The organism is Protofrankia sp. BMG5.30 (genome assembly GCF_001983005.1).
In the GTDB taxonomy this organism is placed as follows: Bacteria; Actinomycetota; Actinomycetes; order Frankiales; family Frankiaceae; genus Protofrankia; species Protofrankia coriariae.
In genome coordinates, this window is record NZ_MOME01000026.1 from 1 (window position 1) to 17,414 (window position 17,414).

A 17,414-nucleotide genomic window follows, 5' to 3' on the forward strand; every position below is an offset into this window, starting at 1 on the left:
GCTGTTGAGTTCTCAAGGAGCAAGCGTTCACCGTCGAACATCTTTCGATGTTCGTCCGGGACAACTTCTCGAAAGTTACTGTCGGAATTTCGTTGAGTCAAACCGCACCGGATCATCCGGTGGCCGCCTCGACGACTCCCCCGAACACTCACAGTGAGCGTCGGGCCGGGGATGGGGGCCATCCGAGCAGTGAATCTGGTTCGGATGTCTCCCGGCTTTCCGCCGGCAAGAGAGAACATTACGGATGGCCAACGGGATCGTCAAACGCCAGAGGCTTTTTGATCTGTGATGTACATCACAGCATCCGGATGTCACCTTGACGTGCCCTTCTGATATGCGAGTATCGCTGGCTGCCACCGCACAGGTCGGCCACACGGCCACGAGGACGACCACCGTCCCAGACCGGAGACGATCCGTAGCCGCCGCTCCGGCTCGACGGAAACCACGAGGGACGACGGCGACGGGCCGTGGCAGCCATGATCTCGGCCGCTGACGCCGCGGGCCTCCCACCACTCCGCCCGGCAGAGCTGTGGCCAGGAGCTTCCTGACGCGACGCCCCGCGACACGGTGCCCTGGAGACACCGCTTCGAGACAAGGGACTTCGGGGCAAGGGCGTGGCCGCGGGCTCTCATCAGGAACGGTCCCGCGTCAGGGACGAATCCCGTTCCGCTCCCGCCGGTGCTGCCGTCCCGGCAGACGGTGACGGCGATACCGACAGCGATACCGACGGCGATGCTGACGGTGGAGGCAGCGCTGATGGCGAGGACGGCGCCGGCAGAGGCGGCGAGGACACGGACACAGGCAGCCTCCGCTGGTCGCGCCGCGGGCCGCTGACCGACGCATCCCCGGCGATCCACAACCGCCATGGYCGGTCCCRGGCGGCCCTGATCCCGATCCGGGGCCCGCGGGCGACCCGGGTCTCGTCGATCCGGCGGCCGACGCGGACCACGAGCGCACCTCCCGTGAGCACACCTCCGCCCACGGACGGCACGGACGGCACGGACGGCACGGACGGCACGGACGGACCAGGCAGCCCGAACGGCGTGGCACGCCCACCTGCAGCACCCGCCCCGCCACCAGGGCCGGTGGCCTCAGGAACACCGGGGATACCGGTGGGTCCGGGGACACCAGAGGAAACGCCGAGGGGATCAGGGGCGCCGGGGACGCCGAGGACGAGGTCGGCGCCGTTGAGGGAACCGTCGACGGCCAGCGCCCGGGCGAGCCGTCCCGGGCCCCGGGCCAGTTCCGCCCGGCGCAGGTGCGCACGGCCGCGCACGGCATCCGCCGCCCCCTCGACCACCTCACCCGCGCGCAGCAGAACAGCGGCCGCCGCACCGGCCGGCCCGCACACGATGTTCACGCACCAGTGCATCCCGTACACGAAGTAGACGTACAGATGCCCGGGTGGCCCGAACATCACCGCGCACCGCGGGGTCGGGCCGCGGAACGCGTGCGAGGCGGGATCGTCCCGACCGCCGTAGGCCTCGACCTCGGTCAGCCGGACGACGACCCCGCCTCGGCACAGCCGGGCACCCAGCAGGTCGCGGGCGACATCCAGCGGCGGCCGCGCGTAGAACCGCCGGTCCGCGACGCTCAGATGCTCCCCGCCCACTCGCGGTCCCGGTGCAGGCGTTCGATGACCGCGGCCAACTGCTCGCGCACCCGGGCCGGCGCCGTCCCGCCCGGAGCCGAGCGGGCCTCCAACGCTCCCTGGACGGACAGCACCGAGCGCACGCCCGGGGTCAGCCGGGGGTTGATGGCCGCCAGCTGCTCGGCGCCGACCTCCTCCAGGCCGACGTCGTGCGCCACGCACCAGGCCACGAGCTGCCCGACCGCCTCGTGTGCCTCCCGGAAGGGCACCCCGCCGCGGACGAGGTGTTCGGCCACGTCCGTGGCCAGCGCGAACCCGTCCGGAGCGGCCTCGGCGAGGCGCTGGCGGCGCACCCGCATCGTGGCCACCGTCCCGGCGGTCGCCGGCAGCACCAGCAGGAGGGTGTCGACCGCGTCGAACACCGGCTCCTTGTCCTCCTGCAGGTCACGGTCGTAGGCCAGCGGAAGCCCCTTGAGCGCGGTGAGCAGCCCGGTGAGCGCTCCGATCAGACGGCCGGACTTGCCCCGGGCGAGCTCGGCGACGTCCGGGTTCTTCTTCTGCGGCATGAGCGAGCTGCCGGTGGCGAAGGCGTCGTCCAGCTCGACCCAGCCGAACTCGCGGCTGGTCCACAGGACGATCTCCTCGCCGAGCCGGGACAGGTGCACGCCGATCAGCGCGGCCGCGAACAGGAACTCCACGGCGAAGTCACGGTCGGAAACGGCGTCGATGGAGTTCTCGAACGCCGAGTCGAAACCCAGCTCGACGGCGACGCCGTGCGGATCCAGCGGCAGCGAGGAACCGGCCAGCGCCCCCGCCCCGAGGCTGGACACGGCGGCCCGGCGGTCCCAGTCCCGCAGCCGGTCGACGTCCCGGGCGAACGCGTGGACGTGCGCCAGCAGCTGGTGGGCGAACGAGATCGGCTGGGCGTGCTGGAGGTGGGTCATCCCGGGGGCGGGGGTGTCCACGTGCGCCGCCGCCTGGTCGACGATGGCCTGCTGGAGCTCGATCAGGCGGGCGGCCACCTGGCGGGYGTGATCCCGCAGGTACATCCGCAGGTCGGTGGCGACCTGGTCGTTGCGGCTGCGCCCGGCCCGCAGCTTGCCCCCCAGTGCGCCGAGGCGTTCGAGCAGCCCCCGCTCCAGCGCGGTGTGCACGTCCTCGTCGTCCACGGTGGGGCGGAAGCTCCCGGTACGCACCGCCTCCGACAGGTCGTCGAGCGCGGCCAGGACGGCGGTGAGCTCGCCGTCGTCGAGCAGGCCGGCGCGGTGCAGCACCCGGGCGTGGGCGCCGGAGGCCCGCAGGTCGTAGGGGGCCAGCCGCCAGTCGAACTGGACGCTGACCGACAGCCGGGCCAGTGCCTGCGCCGGGCCGCCGGCGAAACGCCCACCCCACAACCTTGTCGGTGACGAGCTTGTCGGTGACGAGGACGCCGGCGAGACGGGCCCCGCCGGCTCGGGCCCTGGCTGGGACACGGCCGGCTCGGCTGCCGCCGGCTGGGACACGGCCGGCTGAGACATCGCCGGCTGGGGCACGGCCGGCTCGGAGGCCGTCGGTGGCTGGGATGCCGACACGCTCACCGCGCCAGCCGCTGTTCCCGGGCGGCCCACACCTTGCTCGGCAGACCCCACAGGTCGATGAAGCCGCGGGCGTCGCGCTGGTCGAACTGGTCGCCGGCGTCGTAGGTCGCCAGCGCGTGGTCATACAGGCTCGCCTCGCTGCGCCGTCCCACCACCTGGGCGACCCCGCCGGCGAGCCGGATCCGCACGTCGCCGCTGACCCGGACGCTGGCGTCGTCGACGAACGCGTCCAGCGCGGCCCGCAACGGCGAGTACCACAGACCGTCGTAGACCAGCTCGGCCCAGCGCTGGTCCACCCCGCGCTTGAACCGGGCGAGGTCACGCTCGAGGGTGAGGTCCTCCAGGTCACGGTGGGCGGTCAGCAGGGTGATCGCCGCCGGGCACTCGTATATCTCCCGGCTCTTGATCCCCACCAGCCGGTCCTCGATCAGGTCGATCCGCCCGACGCCCTGCGCGCCCGMGCGGGTGTTCAGCTCCGCGACCAGCTCCGGCAGCGGCAGGGCGCGGCCGTCGAGGGAGACCGGGAGACCGTCGACGAAACCGATCGTCACCTCGTCCGGGTCCCGCGCGAGCGTCGGGTCGGCGGTGTAGACGAAGACGTCCTCCGGCGGCTGCGCCCACGGATCCTCGAGCACGCCGCACTCGGCGGTGCGTCCCCACAGGTTCTGGTCGATGGAGTAGGGGGAACGTGCCGTCACGTCGATGGGCAGGCCGCGTTCGTCGGCGAAGGCGATCGCCTTGTCCCGGGTCATCCCCGAGTCGCGTACCGGCGCCAGCACCTTCAGCTCCGGTGCCAGCGCCATCACGCCGACCTCGAAACGCACCTGGTCGTTGCCCTTGCCGGTACAGCCGTGGGCGATGGCCCCGGCGCCGAAGGTGTGCGCCGCCTCCACCAGGTGACGGACGATCACCGGCCGCGACAGCGACGAGATCAACGGATAGCGGTCCATGTACAGGGCGTTCGCCCGGATGGCGGGGGCGACGAACGAGCGGGCGAACTCCTCCCGCGCGTCGACCACGACCGACTCCACCGCCCCGCAGGTCAGGGCACGCTGCCGGATCACCTCGAGATCCTCGCCACCCTGACCGACGTCGACGGCCAGGGCCACGACCTCGGCACCGGTCTCCGCGCCGATCCACCCGATGGCCACGGACGTGTCCAGACCACCCGAATATGCCAGTACCACGCGGTCAGTCACCGCTGATCAACCTTTCCTCTCTGCGTTTCCGCGTTCCCGGGCTGTGGCCCCGGGGTGTGCCCCTGGGCTGTCGTGCCGTTGTGCCCGTCAGGCGTTGGTATGCCTGTCAGGCGTTGGTGCGCCCGTCAGGCGTTGTGCCCGGCCCCGGCAACGGCTGTCGCCAGGGCCCGTGTTTTCCGGGCCCGTACCTTTTTCCGGGCCCGTACCTGGAGCATCGGTGGGTGGTCCCCGTCCTGTTCTGGCCGGGAAAGCGCTTCGGTCGAGAAAGCGGGTACGGAAACGGCTACCGCGACGACCGTCCGTCCCTCACTTTCATGCTTCGACGAAGCTCGATCACGGGTCATTGATCGATTGTGGAACGCATCCAAGCCGTCTGACCGACGCTCCCGCCGGTCAGGCGGCTGAGCTGAAGAGTGGCTGGCCGTCGTGGCTGAACCTGTCGGGCCAACCGGTCGGCTAGCCGCCTGGGGCGGAGCCGGGGTCGACCAGGCCGACGAAGGAGTCGCGGGCGCGGCCCTCGGCCAGGCCGAGCAACCGGGCGGCCAGCTCGGGCCCGGTCGGACCGTCACCGGCGGTGGGCGGGCTACCGGCGGCCACCCGGGCCGACCGGCACACCACCAGCACCGTGTCGTCCCCGGCGATGGTGCCCATGACCTCCGGCAGCGACGCGCGGTCCAGGGCCGAGGCGAACAGCTGCGCGGCGCCCGGCGGGGTCCGCAGGACCAGCAGGTCGCCGTTGGCCTCGGCCGAGACCAGCAACTCCTCGCAGAGCCGGCCCAGCGGCAGCCGCACCGACTCGGCCGGCGCCAGGTTGACGTCGACGGCGTAGACGAGCCCGCCCTGCGGGCTGCGCACCTTGGTCGCGCCGAGATCCTCCAGGTCGCGTGACAGCGTCGCCTGCGTGACCTGGACGCCTTCGGCCGCCAGCAGCCGAGCCAGCTCCGTCTGCGAGCGCACCGGCTGCCGGGCGATCAGGGCCGCGAGCCTGACCTGGCGGGCGTGCTTGGTCAGCGGCGCGGCCGCGTGCCGCACCGTCGCGGGCGGCTGCGCGGCCACGGCGCTCTCGTGTCCCTGCGTCCCGGCCACCTGCGCGGCCGTGGCGGCTTTGGCCACCTGGGTGGTTGCGGTGGCTCTGCCCGCCCGAGCGGTCGCGGTGGCTCCGGCCGCCTGCGTGGTGGTCGCGGTGGCGTGACCCCGGCGGCCCGTCATGGCGTGGCCTGCCCGGTCAGCGCGGCGGGGAGCGGGTGCGCCGCCGTGTCACCCGGCCGGCCGGCGGCCCGGTCACACTCGTCCAGCAGGGACGGATCCAGCAGGAACGACAGGAGCGCCTTCTGCGCGTGCAGCCGGTTCTCGGCCTGGTCGAAGACGACCGAACGGGGGCCGTCGATCACGGAGCCGGCGATCTCCAGATCGCGGTGCGCCGGTAGGCAGTGCATGACGATCACATCGTCGTCGGCCGCCTCGACCGCCTTCTCGTCCAGCTGGTACCGCTGGAAGACCAGCGACCGGCTCTCGTCCTGATCGTCCTGGCCCATCGACGCCCAGACATCGGTGTAGAGCACGTCCGCGCCGGCGGCGGCCAGCAGCGGGTCGTGGGTCACCACAATCTCCCCACCGGTGGTGGTCGCGATCTCGTTGGCCTGCCGGACCACCTGCTCGAACGGCTCGTACCCGGGCGGGGAGGCGACCCGCACCCGCATCCCGGCCAGCGCGCCGGCAAGGACCAGCGAGTGCGCGACGTTGTTCCCGTCCCCGAGATAGGCCAGGGTCAGCCCGGCCAGGGCACCTTTCTTCTCCCGGATCGTCTGCAGGTCGGCGAGTGCCTGGCACGGGTGGGCGTGGTCGGACAGCGCGTTGACCACCGGCACCGACGCGGCCGCGGCCAGCCGTTCCAACCGCTCCTGCGCGAACGTCCGTATGACGATCATGTCGACGTACCGGCTGAAGACGGCGGCCGTGTCCTCGATGGACTCGCCCCGGCCGAGCTGGGTGGTCGCCGCGTCCACCACCACCGGATGCCCGCCGAGCTCGGCCACGGCGACGTCGAAGGACAGCCTGGTCCGGGTGGAGGGCTTCTCGAACAGCAGCACCACCGACCGGCCGGCGAGCGGCCCGGGCCCGCCGCTGCCCGTACGGTCGCCCGTGCGGCGGGCCGCCTTCAGCCGGTCCGCCGCGTCCAGGATGGCGGCCTGTTCGGCCGAGGTCAGGTCGGTGTCGAGGAGGAAGTGCCGGATCGTCATGGGACGGCGTCCAAGGTGGACATGGTGGGGGGCGCCGGCGGGCGCGGGGCCGTATCCCCGGCATGCCGCTTCGCGACACGCCGGGTCCCCACACGCGGGACGCTGTCGGAGTGCACCGTCATGCGCTGACCTTAGAACGTCCGGTGGTGGACCGTGCCGACCCGGCTACCGCGCCACCACCGGTGCCGTCGGTGCCGGCCGCGCCATCGGTCCTGTCGGCGCTGGCGGCGGTCACCGCCTGGTCTGCGATGGCCGGCAGCGCGGCGACGAACTCGTCGGCGTCCGCGGCCGAGAGCACCAGCGGTGGGGCCAGCCGGACCGCGTCCGCGCTCACCGCGTTGACCAGGAAGCCCGCCTCACGGGCCGCGGTCTCGAAGGCGGCGGCGAACGGCGCGTCGAGCTCGATCGCCAGCCACAGCCCACGGCCGCGGACCCCGGTCACACCCGCGGCGCCGGCGCCGCGGATCCCGTCGGCGAGCAGGCCCCCCACCCGCACCGCGTTGTCGATCAGACCGTCCCGTTCGATGGTGTCCAGCACGGCGAGCGCGGCCGCGCAGATGACCGGCCCCCCGCCGAAGGTGCTGCCGTGCTCACCGGGACGCAGCAGCTTCCCCGCCGGGCCGAAGCCGACGCAGGCCCCGATCGGCAGGCCGCCCCCGAGCCCCTTGGCGAGGGTGACAACATCCGGGACGACGCCCTCGACCTGGTGCAGGAACCAGGCGCCGGCCCGGCCGATACCGCTCTGCACCTCGTCCAGGACGAGCAGCGCGCCGGCGCGGTCGCAGATCTCCCGGGCCGCCTTCAGGTAGCCCACCGGCGGCGCGACCACACCGCCCTCGCCCAGCGTCGGTTCCAGGAACACCGCGGCGGTGCGCTCGCCGACCGCGTCCGCCAGCGCCGCGGCGTCACCGTAGGGGACGAAACGCGCGCCGGGCAGCAGCGGTTCGAACGGCGCCCGTTTGGACGGCTGACCAGTGATCGACAGAGCGCCCAGGGTCCGCCCGTGGAACGAGCCCTCGGCCGCGACGATCTCCTCACGGCCCGTCCGCCGGGAGATCTTGATGGCGGCCTCGTTGGCCTCCGCCCCGGAGTTGCAGAAGAACACCCGGCCGTCGGCGCCGCCGAGCAGCCCCAGCAGACGCTCGGCCAGGACGATCTGCGGTTCGTTCACGTACAGGTTGGACACGTGGCCCAGGCGGCCGATCTGGTCGCGGACGGCCTCCTGTACCGCCGGGTGGCAGTGCCCGAGGACGCTCACGGCCACCCCGGCGATCAGGTCCAGGTATGCGCGACCGTCGGCGTCCCACACCCTGGTCCCCGCCCCGCGCTCGAGCGCGATCGGCGGGCGGCCGTAGGCCGTCATGATCACAGCGTCCCGGCGGTTGAGCAGGTCGTCGTTCACAGGGCTCCTCCCGTGGCGGGGTCTGCTCCTACAGCAGAGGTTGGCGTGCTCGGTCCCGTGACGGGACCGTCCGGAACACCGTTGGGCACGGCGAGCCCGCCCGGGACGGATCCAGCCAGGACGGTGCCGGCCGCGGCGGTGCCGTCCACGGCGGTGGCGGCCGTGGCGGGGCGGGCGGGCTGCGCGGGAGCGGCCACCGCCGGGGCGGCGTCCGGTGTGATCAGGGTGCCGATGCCGTCGTCGGTGAAGACCTCCAGCAGGACGGCATGCGCCACCCGGCCGTCGAGGACGTGCGCCTGCGGGACACCGCCGTGCACCGCCCGCAGGCACGCCTCCATCTTCGGGATCATGCCGCTGGCCAGCGTGGGCAGCAGATCCGCCAGCTCACCGGCGGTCAGCTCACTGATCACCTCGTCGCTGTGCGGCCAGTCCGCGTACAGCCCCTCGACGTCGGTGAGGATGACCAGCTTCGCCGCGCCGAGCGCGGCGGCGAGCGCCGCGGCGGCGGTGTCGGCGTTGACGTTGTACACCCCGCCGTCGATCCCGCGGGCCACCGTGGCGACCACCGGGACCTTGCCGGAGTCGAGCAGGGCGGTCACCGTCTCGGGGGCGACCTCGACGACGTCGCCGACCAGGCCGATGTCGACCTCCTCGCCGTCCACGATCGCCGAGCGCCGCCGGGCGGTGAACAGGTTGGCGTCCTCACCGGAGAGGCCGACGGCGAACGGGCCGTGGTTGTTGACCAGCCCGACGACGTCCCGGTTGACCTGGCCGACCAGCACCATCCGGACGATCTCCATCGTCTCCGGGGTGGTCACCCGCAGYCCGCCGGCGAACACCGACTCGACCCCCAGCCGGTTGAGATGCGCGGTGATCTGCGGCCCGCCGCCGTGGACGACGACCACCCGCAGGCCCGCGTAGCGCAGAAAGACCACATCGGCGGCGAAGGCCTCGCGCAGCGCCGGGTCCTTCATCGCGTGCCCGCCATACTTGATCACGATGGTGGCGCCGTGGAAGCGCGACAGCCAGGGCAGTGCCTCGATGAGCACCTGGGTCTTGGCCAGGGCGGCATGGCCCCGCACGAGCGTCGCAGGCCGGCCCGGGGCGGGTGCGGCGCTCACGTCGAGTATGCCGAGTTCTCGTAGACATAACCGTCGGTGAGGTCGTTCGTCCAGACCGTCAGTTCGCTGCCGCCGGCGCGCAGGTCGATGCGGATGGCGACCTCCCGGCCGGTCAGGTCAACAAGCTCGCGTTGCTCCCCCGGGGCACCGTCGCGACACACCCACACCCCGTTGATCGCGACGTCGACGGCGTCGGGCTCGAACGCGGCGCGGGTGGTCCCCACCGCCGCGAGCACCCGGCCCCAGTTCGGGTCGTTGCCGTAGAGCGCGCACTTGAGCAGGTTGCACCGGGCCACCGCCCGGCCGACCTCAAGGGCGTCGTCCTCGCCGGCCGCGCCGGTGACGGTGACCGCGATCGTCTTGGTCGAGCCCTCGGCGTCGGCGACCAGCTGCCCGGCCAGGTCGGCGCAGGTGTCGGCCACCAGCCCGCCGAGCGTCCCGGCGTCGACACGCACCCCGGACGCGCCGCTGGCCAGCAGCAGCACAGTGTCGTTGGTGGACATGCAGCCGTCGGAGTCCACCCGCTCGAAGGTGGTGCGGCAGGCGTCCCGCAGCAGCCGGTCGGCGGTCGGCGGGTCGACGACCGCGTCCGTGGTCACCACCACCAGCATCGTGGCGAGCGCGGGCGCGAGCATGGCGGCGCCCTTGGCCATCCCGCCGACCGTGACCCCCGCCGCCGCGCGCACCGCCTGCTTGCTGACGGTGTCGGTGGTGCGGATCGCCTCGGCGGCGGCGGCGCCACCGGTCGCCGACACCTCGGTGATCGCTTTGGCCACGCCGGGCAGCAGCAGGTCCATGGGCAGGCGCACCCCGATCAGGCCGGTCGAGCAGACGGCGACCTCGCCGGCTCCCAGCCCGAGCAGGGCCGCGGCGTGCTCGGCGGTGTGGTGCGTGTCGGCGAAGCCGGCCGGGCCCGTGCAGGCGTTGGCGCCGCCGGAGTTCAGCACGACCGCCCGCAGCCGGCCGTCGGCGAGCACCTGCCGGGACCATCGCACCGGCGCGGCCTGCACCCGGTTGCGGGTGAACACCCCCGCGGCCGTGTCGAGAGGGCCGTCGTTGACGACGAGGGCGACATCCGGACGTCCGGAGGGCTTGAGCCCGGCCGCCACGCCCGCGGCCCGGAAGCCGGCCGGCGCCGTGACGCTCATGATCCGATCCTCACGGTCATGCCTCCTGCCCGCGGATGACTGGATGACTGTGGTGTGCCGCCGGACAGCCGAGACTCGCCCGCGGGCGAGCGCCGGTGGCGGGGCCGGGTCACGGGGCCACTCCCTGCGCGGTCAGGCCGGTGCTCTCCGGCAGGYCGAGCATGAGGTTCGCGCACTGCAACGCCTGGCCGGCGGCGCCCTTGCACAGGTTGTCGATGGCGGCGACAACCACCGCCCGTCCCGCCTGCTCGTCCGCCGTGACCTGCAGGTGGACGGCGTTGCCGCCGAGAGTCGCCGAGGTGTGGGGCCAGCGGCCCGGCGRCAGGACCCGCACGAACGGCTCGTCGACGTAGGCCGTGAGCAGCGCGCCGCGCAGGGCGTCCGTGGTCACCTCGGTGTCTTTTTCGGTGCCTTTTCCAGCGCCTTCTCCGCGGAGGCGGGCGGTGCAGGTGGCGAGGATGCCGCGCGGCATGGGCGCGAGCACCGTGGTGAACGACATCGACACGGGTGTGTCGACCAGCCCGCCGAGAGCCTGGAGGATCTCCGGGCGGTGCTGGTGGTTGCCGACCTTGTAGGCGGTCAGGTCGCTCATGACCTCGCTGCCGAGCAGGTTCACCTTGGGTGAGCGGCCGGCGCCCGAGGTGCCGCTGGCCGCCACGACGACGATGTCCTCGGTCTCGACCAGCCCCGCGGCCAGCAGCGGGGCGAGGGCGAGGGTGACCGCGGTCGGATAGCAGCCGGGGGCCGCCACCCGGTCGCTGGCCCGGATCGCCTCCCGCGCCGCGGGCAGCTCCGGCATCCCGTACGTCCACGTGCCCGCGTGCTCGCCGCCGTAGGCCCGGCGCCAGGCCTCGGCGTCGACGAGCCGGTGGTCGGCGCCCAGGTCGATGACGCGGACGCCGGCCGGCAACGTCGCCGCCACCGCGGCGGACGCGCCGTGCGGGAGCGCGAGAAAGACGATGTCGGCGTCGGCCTCGGTGAGGGCCGACGTGTCGACGAAGGCCCGGCCCGCGAGGTCGGGCAGGTGCGGGTGGACCTCGGTGACGTCGCGCCCGGCCGACGAGCCCGCCGCCAGCGGGCCGATCTCGAGTTCCGGATGCCCGAGCAGCAGGCGCAGCAGTTCCCCGCCCGCGTACCCGCTGGCTCCGGCCACCGCCGCTGTCATCCCCATGGCGTCCCCATGAATGAAAACTTATACACATGTCATCATGGTCATGCAAGCATGACCGCCCGGAACGCCCGGACGCCGCCATTGCCCTTCAGCGACCCTGAAGGTCTCGGTGGCCTCGACGGTCAGAAGCCGGACACTCCCGATCCCGGCCATGCCGGACGGTCGACGCTGGCAGATGTCGCTGGAACAGACCAACAGCCGCCCCGGACGACACCACGGCGGAATCGTCGATGTCCCGCTGACGAGCCCGGCAGACAGGTCCGGCGGACAGGTCCGGCGGACGGGCCCGTCCGGGCGGTCGGGACGCCAGGAAGATGTCGAGAGAGCGGAGGGGAACGCGACATGACAGGCGCGATGACGGCCGCGGCTGCACCCGCCGGGCTTCTCAGCAGCGCTCCGAATGGTTGGCACACCATGACACGGCGGACAACCGCGGCACCGCGTGCGGCCGTTGGGCAGCCGCCCACCGAATGTGTGCCCACCGAATGCGTGCTCACCGGATGTTCGCCCGCCGGATGCGTAACCCGGGTTCCGACCGCGGCGACGGTAACCGCTGGCGCGCCACATCGGACGGGGCCACGATGACGTTCTTCGGCGTGTACCTGGCACTCCTCCTGATCCTGCTGATCATCATCGTCGGTACGCGGGTCGTCCTGTCACGCTCCCCTGACATACCGCCCGCGGATCCGCGCAGCTTCCCCCTCGACGATCTGGGCTTCCTCGCCGGCGGGGCGAAACGGGCAGTCGAAGCGGCAGTGGTGGCCCTGCACGACGAAGGCCGGGTCGCCCCGGGTAGCCGGCGTTCCGCGCTTGTCGCGGCCGGCCCCCCGCCGGTGGGCGGGCAGACCATCACTCGTACGGTGTACGACGCCATCGCCGCGGCAGGTGAGACCCGCCTCGCCCGCGTCACACGGATCGTCGCGGGCAGCCCGGCCACACGGGCCACCCGCGCCGGATTACAGACGGCGTACCTGGTACCGCCCGCGGAACAGGCCCGTAGGCTCCGGCGGCTACGCCGCACCTTCCTGATCATGGTGGCTGTGGGTGTCGCCGGCCTCCCCTTCGCCGCCGCGGCCGGTGACCTCGGCGCCTTCTTCTACCTACCAGCGGCGTTCATGATGTCCGTGGTCGCCGCCGTCGCGACGATCGTCCCGCCGACCACACACGCCGGACGCCGGCTCCTGCGGGACGCGCGGGTACTCGCACGGAGCCTCGGCCTGGGCGGGATTCCCGGACAGCGTGGGGTGGCCGTGGCACTGTTCGGCCCGATCGTGCTGTGGCGGACCGATCCCCTGCTCGCGCGGCAACTCGGTCTACCGTTCGTCGCCACATCTTCGGGGGGCTCACACGCTTCCTCCTCGGGCGGCGACTCGTCGTATGACAGTGGCTCCTCCTGCGGCGGCGGTAGCGGATGCGGCGGTGGTGGCGGCTGTGGTGGCGGCAGCGGCGGATGCGGTGGCGGCAGCGGCGGATGCGGTGGCGGCTCCTCCTGCGGTGGCGGCGGCTGTGGTGGTGGCGGATGACCGCGCCTGGACGTGACAGCGGTACGTTGCTCCGGGGACTGGGGATCGGCTGGCGGCCGGAACTCGCCGCATTCATCGCCGAGCGGCGGGAGCTGGGCTTCGTCGAGGTGACAGCCGAGGCCCTGCACACCCACGGCCCGCTGCCAGTCGGCCTCGACGACCTGATCGAGCGTGGCATGCCGGTGGTGCCGCACGGCGTCAGCCTCGGGCTCGGCGGCACCGAACCGCTCCAGCCGGCGCGCGTGGCGCACCTGGCCGCCGTCGCCGAACGGGTGCGGGCACCCCTGGTGAGCGAACATGTCGCGTTCGTACGGGCCAACGGCCTCGAAGCCGGCCACCTGCTGCCGGTCCCGCGCACCCGCGAGGCCATGGATGTGCTGGTCGCGAACGTGCGGACGCTGTCCGCCGAGCTCGCGGCACCACTCGCCCTGGAGCATCCGGCTGCCCTGCTGCGCTGGCCCGAGGCGGACTTCGGCGAGGCCGACTTCCTCACCGAACTGGCCGAACGCACCGGTGCGCTGCTCCTGCTGGACCTCGCCAACCTGCACGCCGACCAGATCAACCACGGGGTCGACCCGCACCGCTTCCTCGACGCGTTGCCGTGGGAGCGTGTCGCCTACATCCACGTGGCCGGTGGGGTGGTGCGCGACGGGCTCTACCACGACACCCACACCCACCCCGTCACCGATGCGGTCCTTGACCTGCTGTGCGAGGTAGCCGATCGCTGCGCGGACCAGCCCACCAGCACCGATCATGCCGTCACGGACTCCGGCGGAATGCCAGCAGTCATGCTTGAACGCGACGGCCGCTACCCGTCCGTCCGGGAACTCACCGGCGAGCTGAACACCATCGCCACCGCGGTTGGACGCCCTCCTGCCGCAACCGGACGGCCTCTCACGGTTGTCTCCACGCCGCGAACCGGACAGCGGACCGAACCAACGCGGCAGGACCGGCCGACCAGGGCAGCTGAACCAGGCGAGCCGGGTAGACCAGGTAGACGAGACAGACGCGGTGGGCTGAGCGGACCGGACCGTGTCGAGCCGGGCAGGGATGCCGGGCATGACGGCGATACCGCGGGCAACCTGCGGCAGGCACAGGGCGAGCTCATCCGTGCGCTGGTCGGCGGGGGGCCGGCCCCCGTCGGATTCGATCCGGGCCAGGTCGAATCGACCCGGGTCGCGCTGCTGCGCAAACGCGCGGACGCGGTCGCCCGGACCTGGCCGGCGCTGTCCTGCCTGCCCGGCTTTCACGCCAGGTTCGCCGCGTTCGCGGACGGTCGCCCACCCGCCGGGGCGTACGCCGACGGGGTGGCCTTCGCCCACGCGGCCCACAGCGATCTCGACCGCGAGGCGCGGGCCGAACAGCTGGTGGCAGCGCTGGCACGCAGACGGCTGGCACGCAGACGGCTGGCACGCAGATGGCTGGCAGTTGCCACAGACCGGCGCGGCGGCGGGCGTCCACTCGTCGCGATACGAGTGCCGTTCCTGGGAATCCGCGTCCTCGGCCTCGACCGCGAGAACGACTGACCGCGCGAGAACGACCGACCTGACGAGAGCGGCTGGCAGAGCCAGGTCAGCCGAGACAGGTCAGGTGCGCAGAACAGCGCCGGTCAGCCGCGCAGCCTCGGCGATCGCCGCGTCCCGTGCAGCATTGGCCTCCTGGGCGGTCAGCGTCCGGTCCACCGCCCGCAGCCGCAGACCGAACGCGAGCGACCGCTTTCCCTCACCTATCTGGGATCCCTCGTAGACGTCGAAGAGGGTCAGAGCCTCCAGCAGGTCACCGGCACCGCGGCGCAACCCCTCGGTGACACGCGCCACCGGCACGCCGGCCTCGACCACCAACGCGATGTCACGGTCGGCCGGCGGGTAGGTGGACACCGCCGGGGCGGTGACCGGCGGGCGCGCCAACGCGATCTCGAGCACCGTGTCGAGGTCGAGCTCCATGGCGCAGGTTCGGGCCGGCAGCCCATACGCCGCGATCACGCGCGGATGCAGTTCCCCGGCGTACCCGACCACCTGGCCGTCCGCTGACAGGCGCGCGCACCGGCCCGGATGCCACGGTGTCAGCGCGTCCGCCGTCACCGTCAGGTCCACACCGGTGGCCGCCGCGACGGTGTGCGCCGCGTCGACGGCGTCCTGCCAGGTCGTCGGCTGCCCAGGCCCCCACCAGCCGGCCGGCTCGCGGCGGCCGGTCAGGACGACGGCCACCAGCCTGGGCTGCTCGGGCAGGACGGCGTTGAGCGCGGCGATCTCGGCGTCGCCGGGCCGGTGGTCGACCGCCGGAGTCGGCGGTGTGACCACCGGTGTGGTGGCCGTGGCTCGGAAGACCAGCCCGGTCTCGAACAGGGCCAGATCGACCTGCCCCCGGCCGATGTTGCGGACAGCCGCGGCGAACAGCCCCGGCAGCAGGGTGGTACGCAGGTTGGCGGCGTCCTCGGCGATCGGGTTGGCGATCCGGACCGTCGCCKCCCGCGCGTCGTCGCTGGTGAGTCCGAGCCGGTCCGGGGTGTCGTCCCCGACGAACGGGATGGTCAGGACCTCCACGTAGCCCTGGTGGGCAAGGGCGGTGCCGACCGCCCGGCGGATCCGCTGGCCCTGGGTGAGGCCGCGGCCCGCGGGCAGCCGTGGGAGGGTCACCGGGATCGTGTCGTACCCCTCCAGGCGCATGACCTCCTCGACCAGATCGGCGGGCCGGGTCAGGTCGGGACGCCAGGACGGCGGGGTGACCAGCAGTGCGCCGTCCCCGAGATGGTCGCTTTCGGTGGCGCCGCTCCTGGCGGCACCGGTCCCGGGACCGGTGGCGCCGCTCCTGGCGGCACCGGTCCCGGGACCGGTGGCGCCGCTCCTGGCGGCACCGGTCCCGGGACCGCCGGTCCCGAAGCCGCCGGCCCCGGCGGCTCTGGCCCCGGCGGCGCTGTCGATCGAGGCGAGGGGAGCGGTCGGCGTCACGGGGACACCGACGTTGGCGCTGGTGCCGACGCCCACGCCATTTCCCGTGTCAACGCTGTCTCCCGGACCAACATCGGTGGTATCCGCGCTGCCGACCGGCGCGGCGGTACCGGCCACGCCGGGGCCAGCCGGCGCGCCGGCACCGGGGATGGCGTCGGCGACCGTGCAGCCGACCTCGACCAGCCGTCGGCGGACGACCTCCGCCGGATAGGGACGCCCGCCCAGCCGGGCCGTCTCGCCCAACGGGAAGGTGATGGGCCGCGGCGCCGGACGGTGATCGATATCGGTCACCCCGGCCTCGGCGGTGGCGCCGGCGAGTTCGGTGAGCAGGCGCAGGGCGGCACGGGCCGCCGCCGGCGCGAGCGCGGGGTCGACGCCGCGCTCGAACCGGCGGGACGCCTCGGAACCGAGCTGGTGGCGCCGGGCCGTGCGGGCCACCGCGACCGGGTCGAAGTGGGCGGCCTCAATGAGGATCTCGGTGGTGTCAGCGGAGATCTCGGTGGAGGCGCCACCCATGACCCCGGCGAGCGCCACCGGCCCGGAGTCGTCGGCGATGACGAGGTCCTCCGGGTCAAGTTCGCGTTTGACGCCGTCGAGGGTGACCAGCCGCTCCCCCTCGCGGGCACGGCGCACCACGATCGGGCCGGACAGTTTCGCCCGGTCGAAGGCGTGCAGCGGCTGCCCCAGCCCCAGCATGATCAGGTTCGTGACGTCGACCGGTACCGAGATGGGCCGCATACCCGACAGGGCGAGCCGCCGGGCCAGCCGCAGCGGCGTGGCCGCGTCCGGCCGGACCCCGGTGACGACCCGGGCGACATACCGGCCGCAGGCGGCGGTGTCCTCCACCACGACCGGGTACCCCGCCGCGCCCTGTCCAGCTCCGACCTGTTCGGAGGCGGCCTGTTCGGACGCGGCCCCGGCCGGGTCGTCGAAGGGCAACCCGAACGCGGTCGCCGCCTCCCGGGCGATCCCGCGCACGGACAGGCCGTAGCCGCGGTCCGGGGTGACGGCGATGTCCAGCACGTCGTCGGCGAGGTCCAGCAGCTCGGCGACGTCGGTCCCCACCGGGGTGTCGGGCGGCAGGACGAGGATCCCGCTGTGGTCGTCGCCGATGCCCAGCTCGCTGGCCGAGCAGATCATCCCCTCGCTGAGCTGTCCGTAGGTCTTGCGGGCGGTGATGGTGAAACCACCGGGCAGCACCGCGCCGGGCAGGGCGACAGCCACCCGGTCACCGACGGCGAAGTTGAACGCGCCGCAGATCACCCCTCGGGTGGCGGCCTCAGCCACCCGGACCTGCACCCAGCGCACATCCTTCTTCTTCGTCCGGACGATTTCGATCGAGACCACCTCGCCGACGACGACGCCGGCAAGGTCATGCCCGACCGACTCGACGGCCTCCACCTCGAAACCGGCCCGGATGAGCGCGTCGGCGACCGCCTTCGCCGGCGGCAGGGCCGGGACGACCTCCCGCAGCCACGACATCACGATCTTCAT

The 17,414-nt window shown here is 73.1% G+C and carries 12 protein-coding genes; 2 read left to right on the forward strand and 10 right to left on the reverse strand.

Going from position 1 to position 17,414, the window contains the following annotated elements:
• Window positions 1-631: 631 nt before the first annotated feature.
• The 9 genes from BL254_RS25140 to argC form a co-directional block, all read right to left on the reverse strand.
• On the reverse strand, window positions 632-1,612 hold the full coding sequence (locus BL254_RS25140) for a DNA-3-methyladenine glycosylase (RefSeq protein WP_083731125.1): 981 nt from the start codon (window positions 1,610-1,612) through the stop codon (window positions 632-634).
• The gene (argH, locus tag BL254_RS15450; protein ID WP_254858203.1) at window positions 1,594-3,108 is read right to left on the reverse strand and encodes an argininosuccinate lyase; all 1,515 of its coding nucleotides are present in this window, start codon (window positions 3,106-3,108) and stop codon (window positions 1,594-1,596) included. Before argH ends, BL254_RS25140 begins: the two co-directional genes overlap by 19 nt.
• A gap of 56 nt (window positions 3,109-3,164) precedes the next feature.
• On the reverse strand, window positions 3,165-4,367 hold the full coding sequence (locus BL254_RS15455; RefSeq protein WP_076843739.1) for an argininosuccinate synthase: 1,203 nt from the start codon (window positions 4,365-4,367) through the stop codon (window positions 3,165-3,167).
• Window positions 4,368-4,823: 456 nt separating this feature from the next.
• Window positions 4,824-5,423, reverse strand: a complete 600-nt coding sequence (gene argR / locus BL254_RS15460) for an arginine repressor (protein ID WP_076843810.1) — start codon at window positions 5,421-5,423, stop codon at window positions 4,824-4,826.
• Window positions 5,424-5,572: 149 nt separating this feature from the next.
• A complete protein-coding gene (argF, locus tag BL254_RS15465; protein WP_076843741.1) occupies window positions 5,573-6,607 on the reverse strand; it encodes an ornithine carbamoyltransferase in 1,035 nt (344 codons plus the stop codon).
• A 118-nt stretch (window positions 6,608-6,725) separates the two neighbouring features.
• Complete coding sequence (locus BL254_RS15470) at window positions 6,726-8,009, reverse strand: acetylornithine transaminase (RefSeq protein WP_047224476.1); 1,284 nt, start codon at window positions 8,007-8,009, stop codon at window positions 6,726-6,728.
• On the reverse strand, window positions 8,006-9,130 hold the full coding sequence (argB, locus tag BL254_RS15475; RefSeq protein WP_047224475.1) for an acetylglutamate kinase: 1,125 nt from the start codon (window positions 9,128-9,130) through the stop codon (window positions 8,006-8,008). Before argB ends, BL254_RS15470 begins: the two co-directional genes overlap by 4 nt.
• A complete protein-coding gene (gene argJ, locus BL254_RS15480; protein ID WP_047224474.1) occupies window positions 9,127-10,278 on the reverse strand; it encodes a bifunctional glutamate N-acetyltransferase/amino-acid acetyltransferase ArgJ in 1,152 nt (383 codons plus the stop codon). Before argJ ends, argB begins: the two co-directional genes overlap by 4 nt.
• 109 nt (window positions 10,279-10,387) lie before the next feature.
• Window positions 10,388-11,449: an N-acetyl-gamma-glutamyl-phosphate reductase gene (argC, locus tag BL254_RS15485; protein WP_076843743.1), complete on the reverse strand. Its 1,062-nt coding sequence runs from the start codon at window positions 11,447-11,449 to the stop codon at window positions 10,388-10,390.
• A 485-nt stretch (window positions 11,450-11,934) separates the two neighbouring features.
• Between argC and BL254_RS15490 the strand changes: the two genes are divergently transcribed.
• Both BL254_RS15490 and BL254_RS28455 read left to right on the forward strand, forming a co-directional pair.
• On the forward strand, window positions 11,935-12,972 hold the full coding sequence (locus BL254_RS15490; protein ID WP_076843745.1) for a TIGR04222 domain-containing membrane protein: 1,038 nt from the start codon (window positions 11,935-11,937) through the stop codon (window positions 12,970-12,972).
• Window positions 12,969-14,498, forward strand: coding sequence for a DUF692 domain-containing protein (locus BL254_RS28455; RefSeq protein WP_254858184.1), 1,530 nt, complete (start codon window positions 12,969-12,971; stop codon window positions 14,496-14,498). The genes BL254_RS15490 and BL254_RS28455 overlap by 4 nt, the downstream gene beginning before the upstream one ends.
• 60 nt (window positions 14,499-14,558) lie before the next feature.
• Here BL254_RS28455 and BL254_RS15500 read toward each other — a convergent pair whose 3' ends face one another.
• Window positions 14,559-17,414 (reverse strand): phenylalanine--tRNA ligase subunit beta, encoded by a 2,856-nt coding sequence (locus BL254_RS15500; RefSeq protein ID WP_076843746.1) that lies wholly within the window; start codon window positions 17,412-17,414, stop codon window positions 14,559-14,561.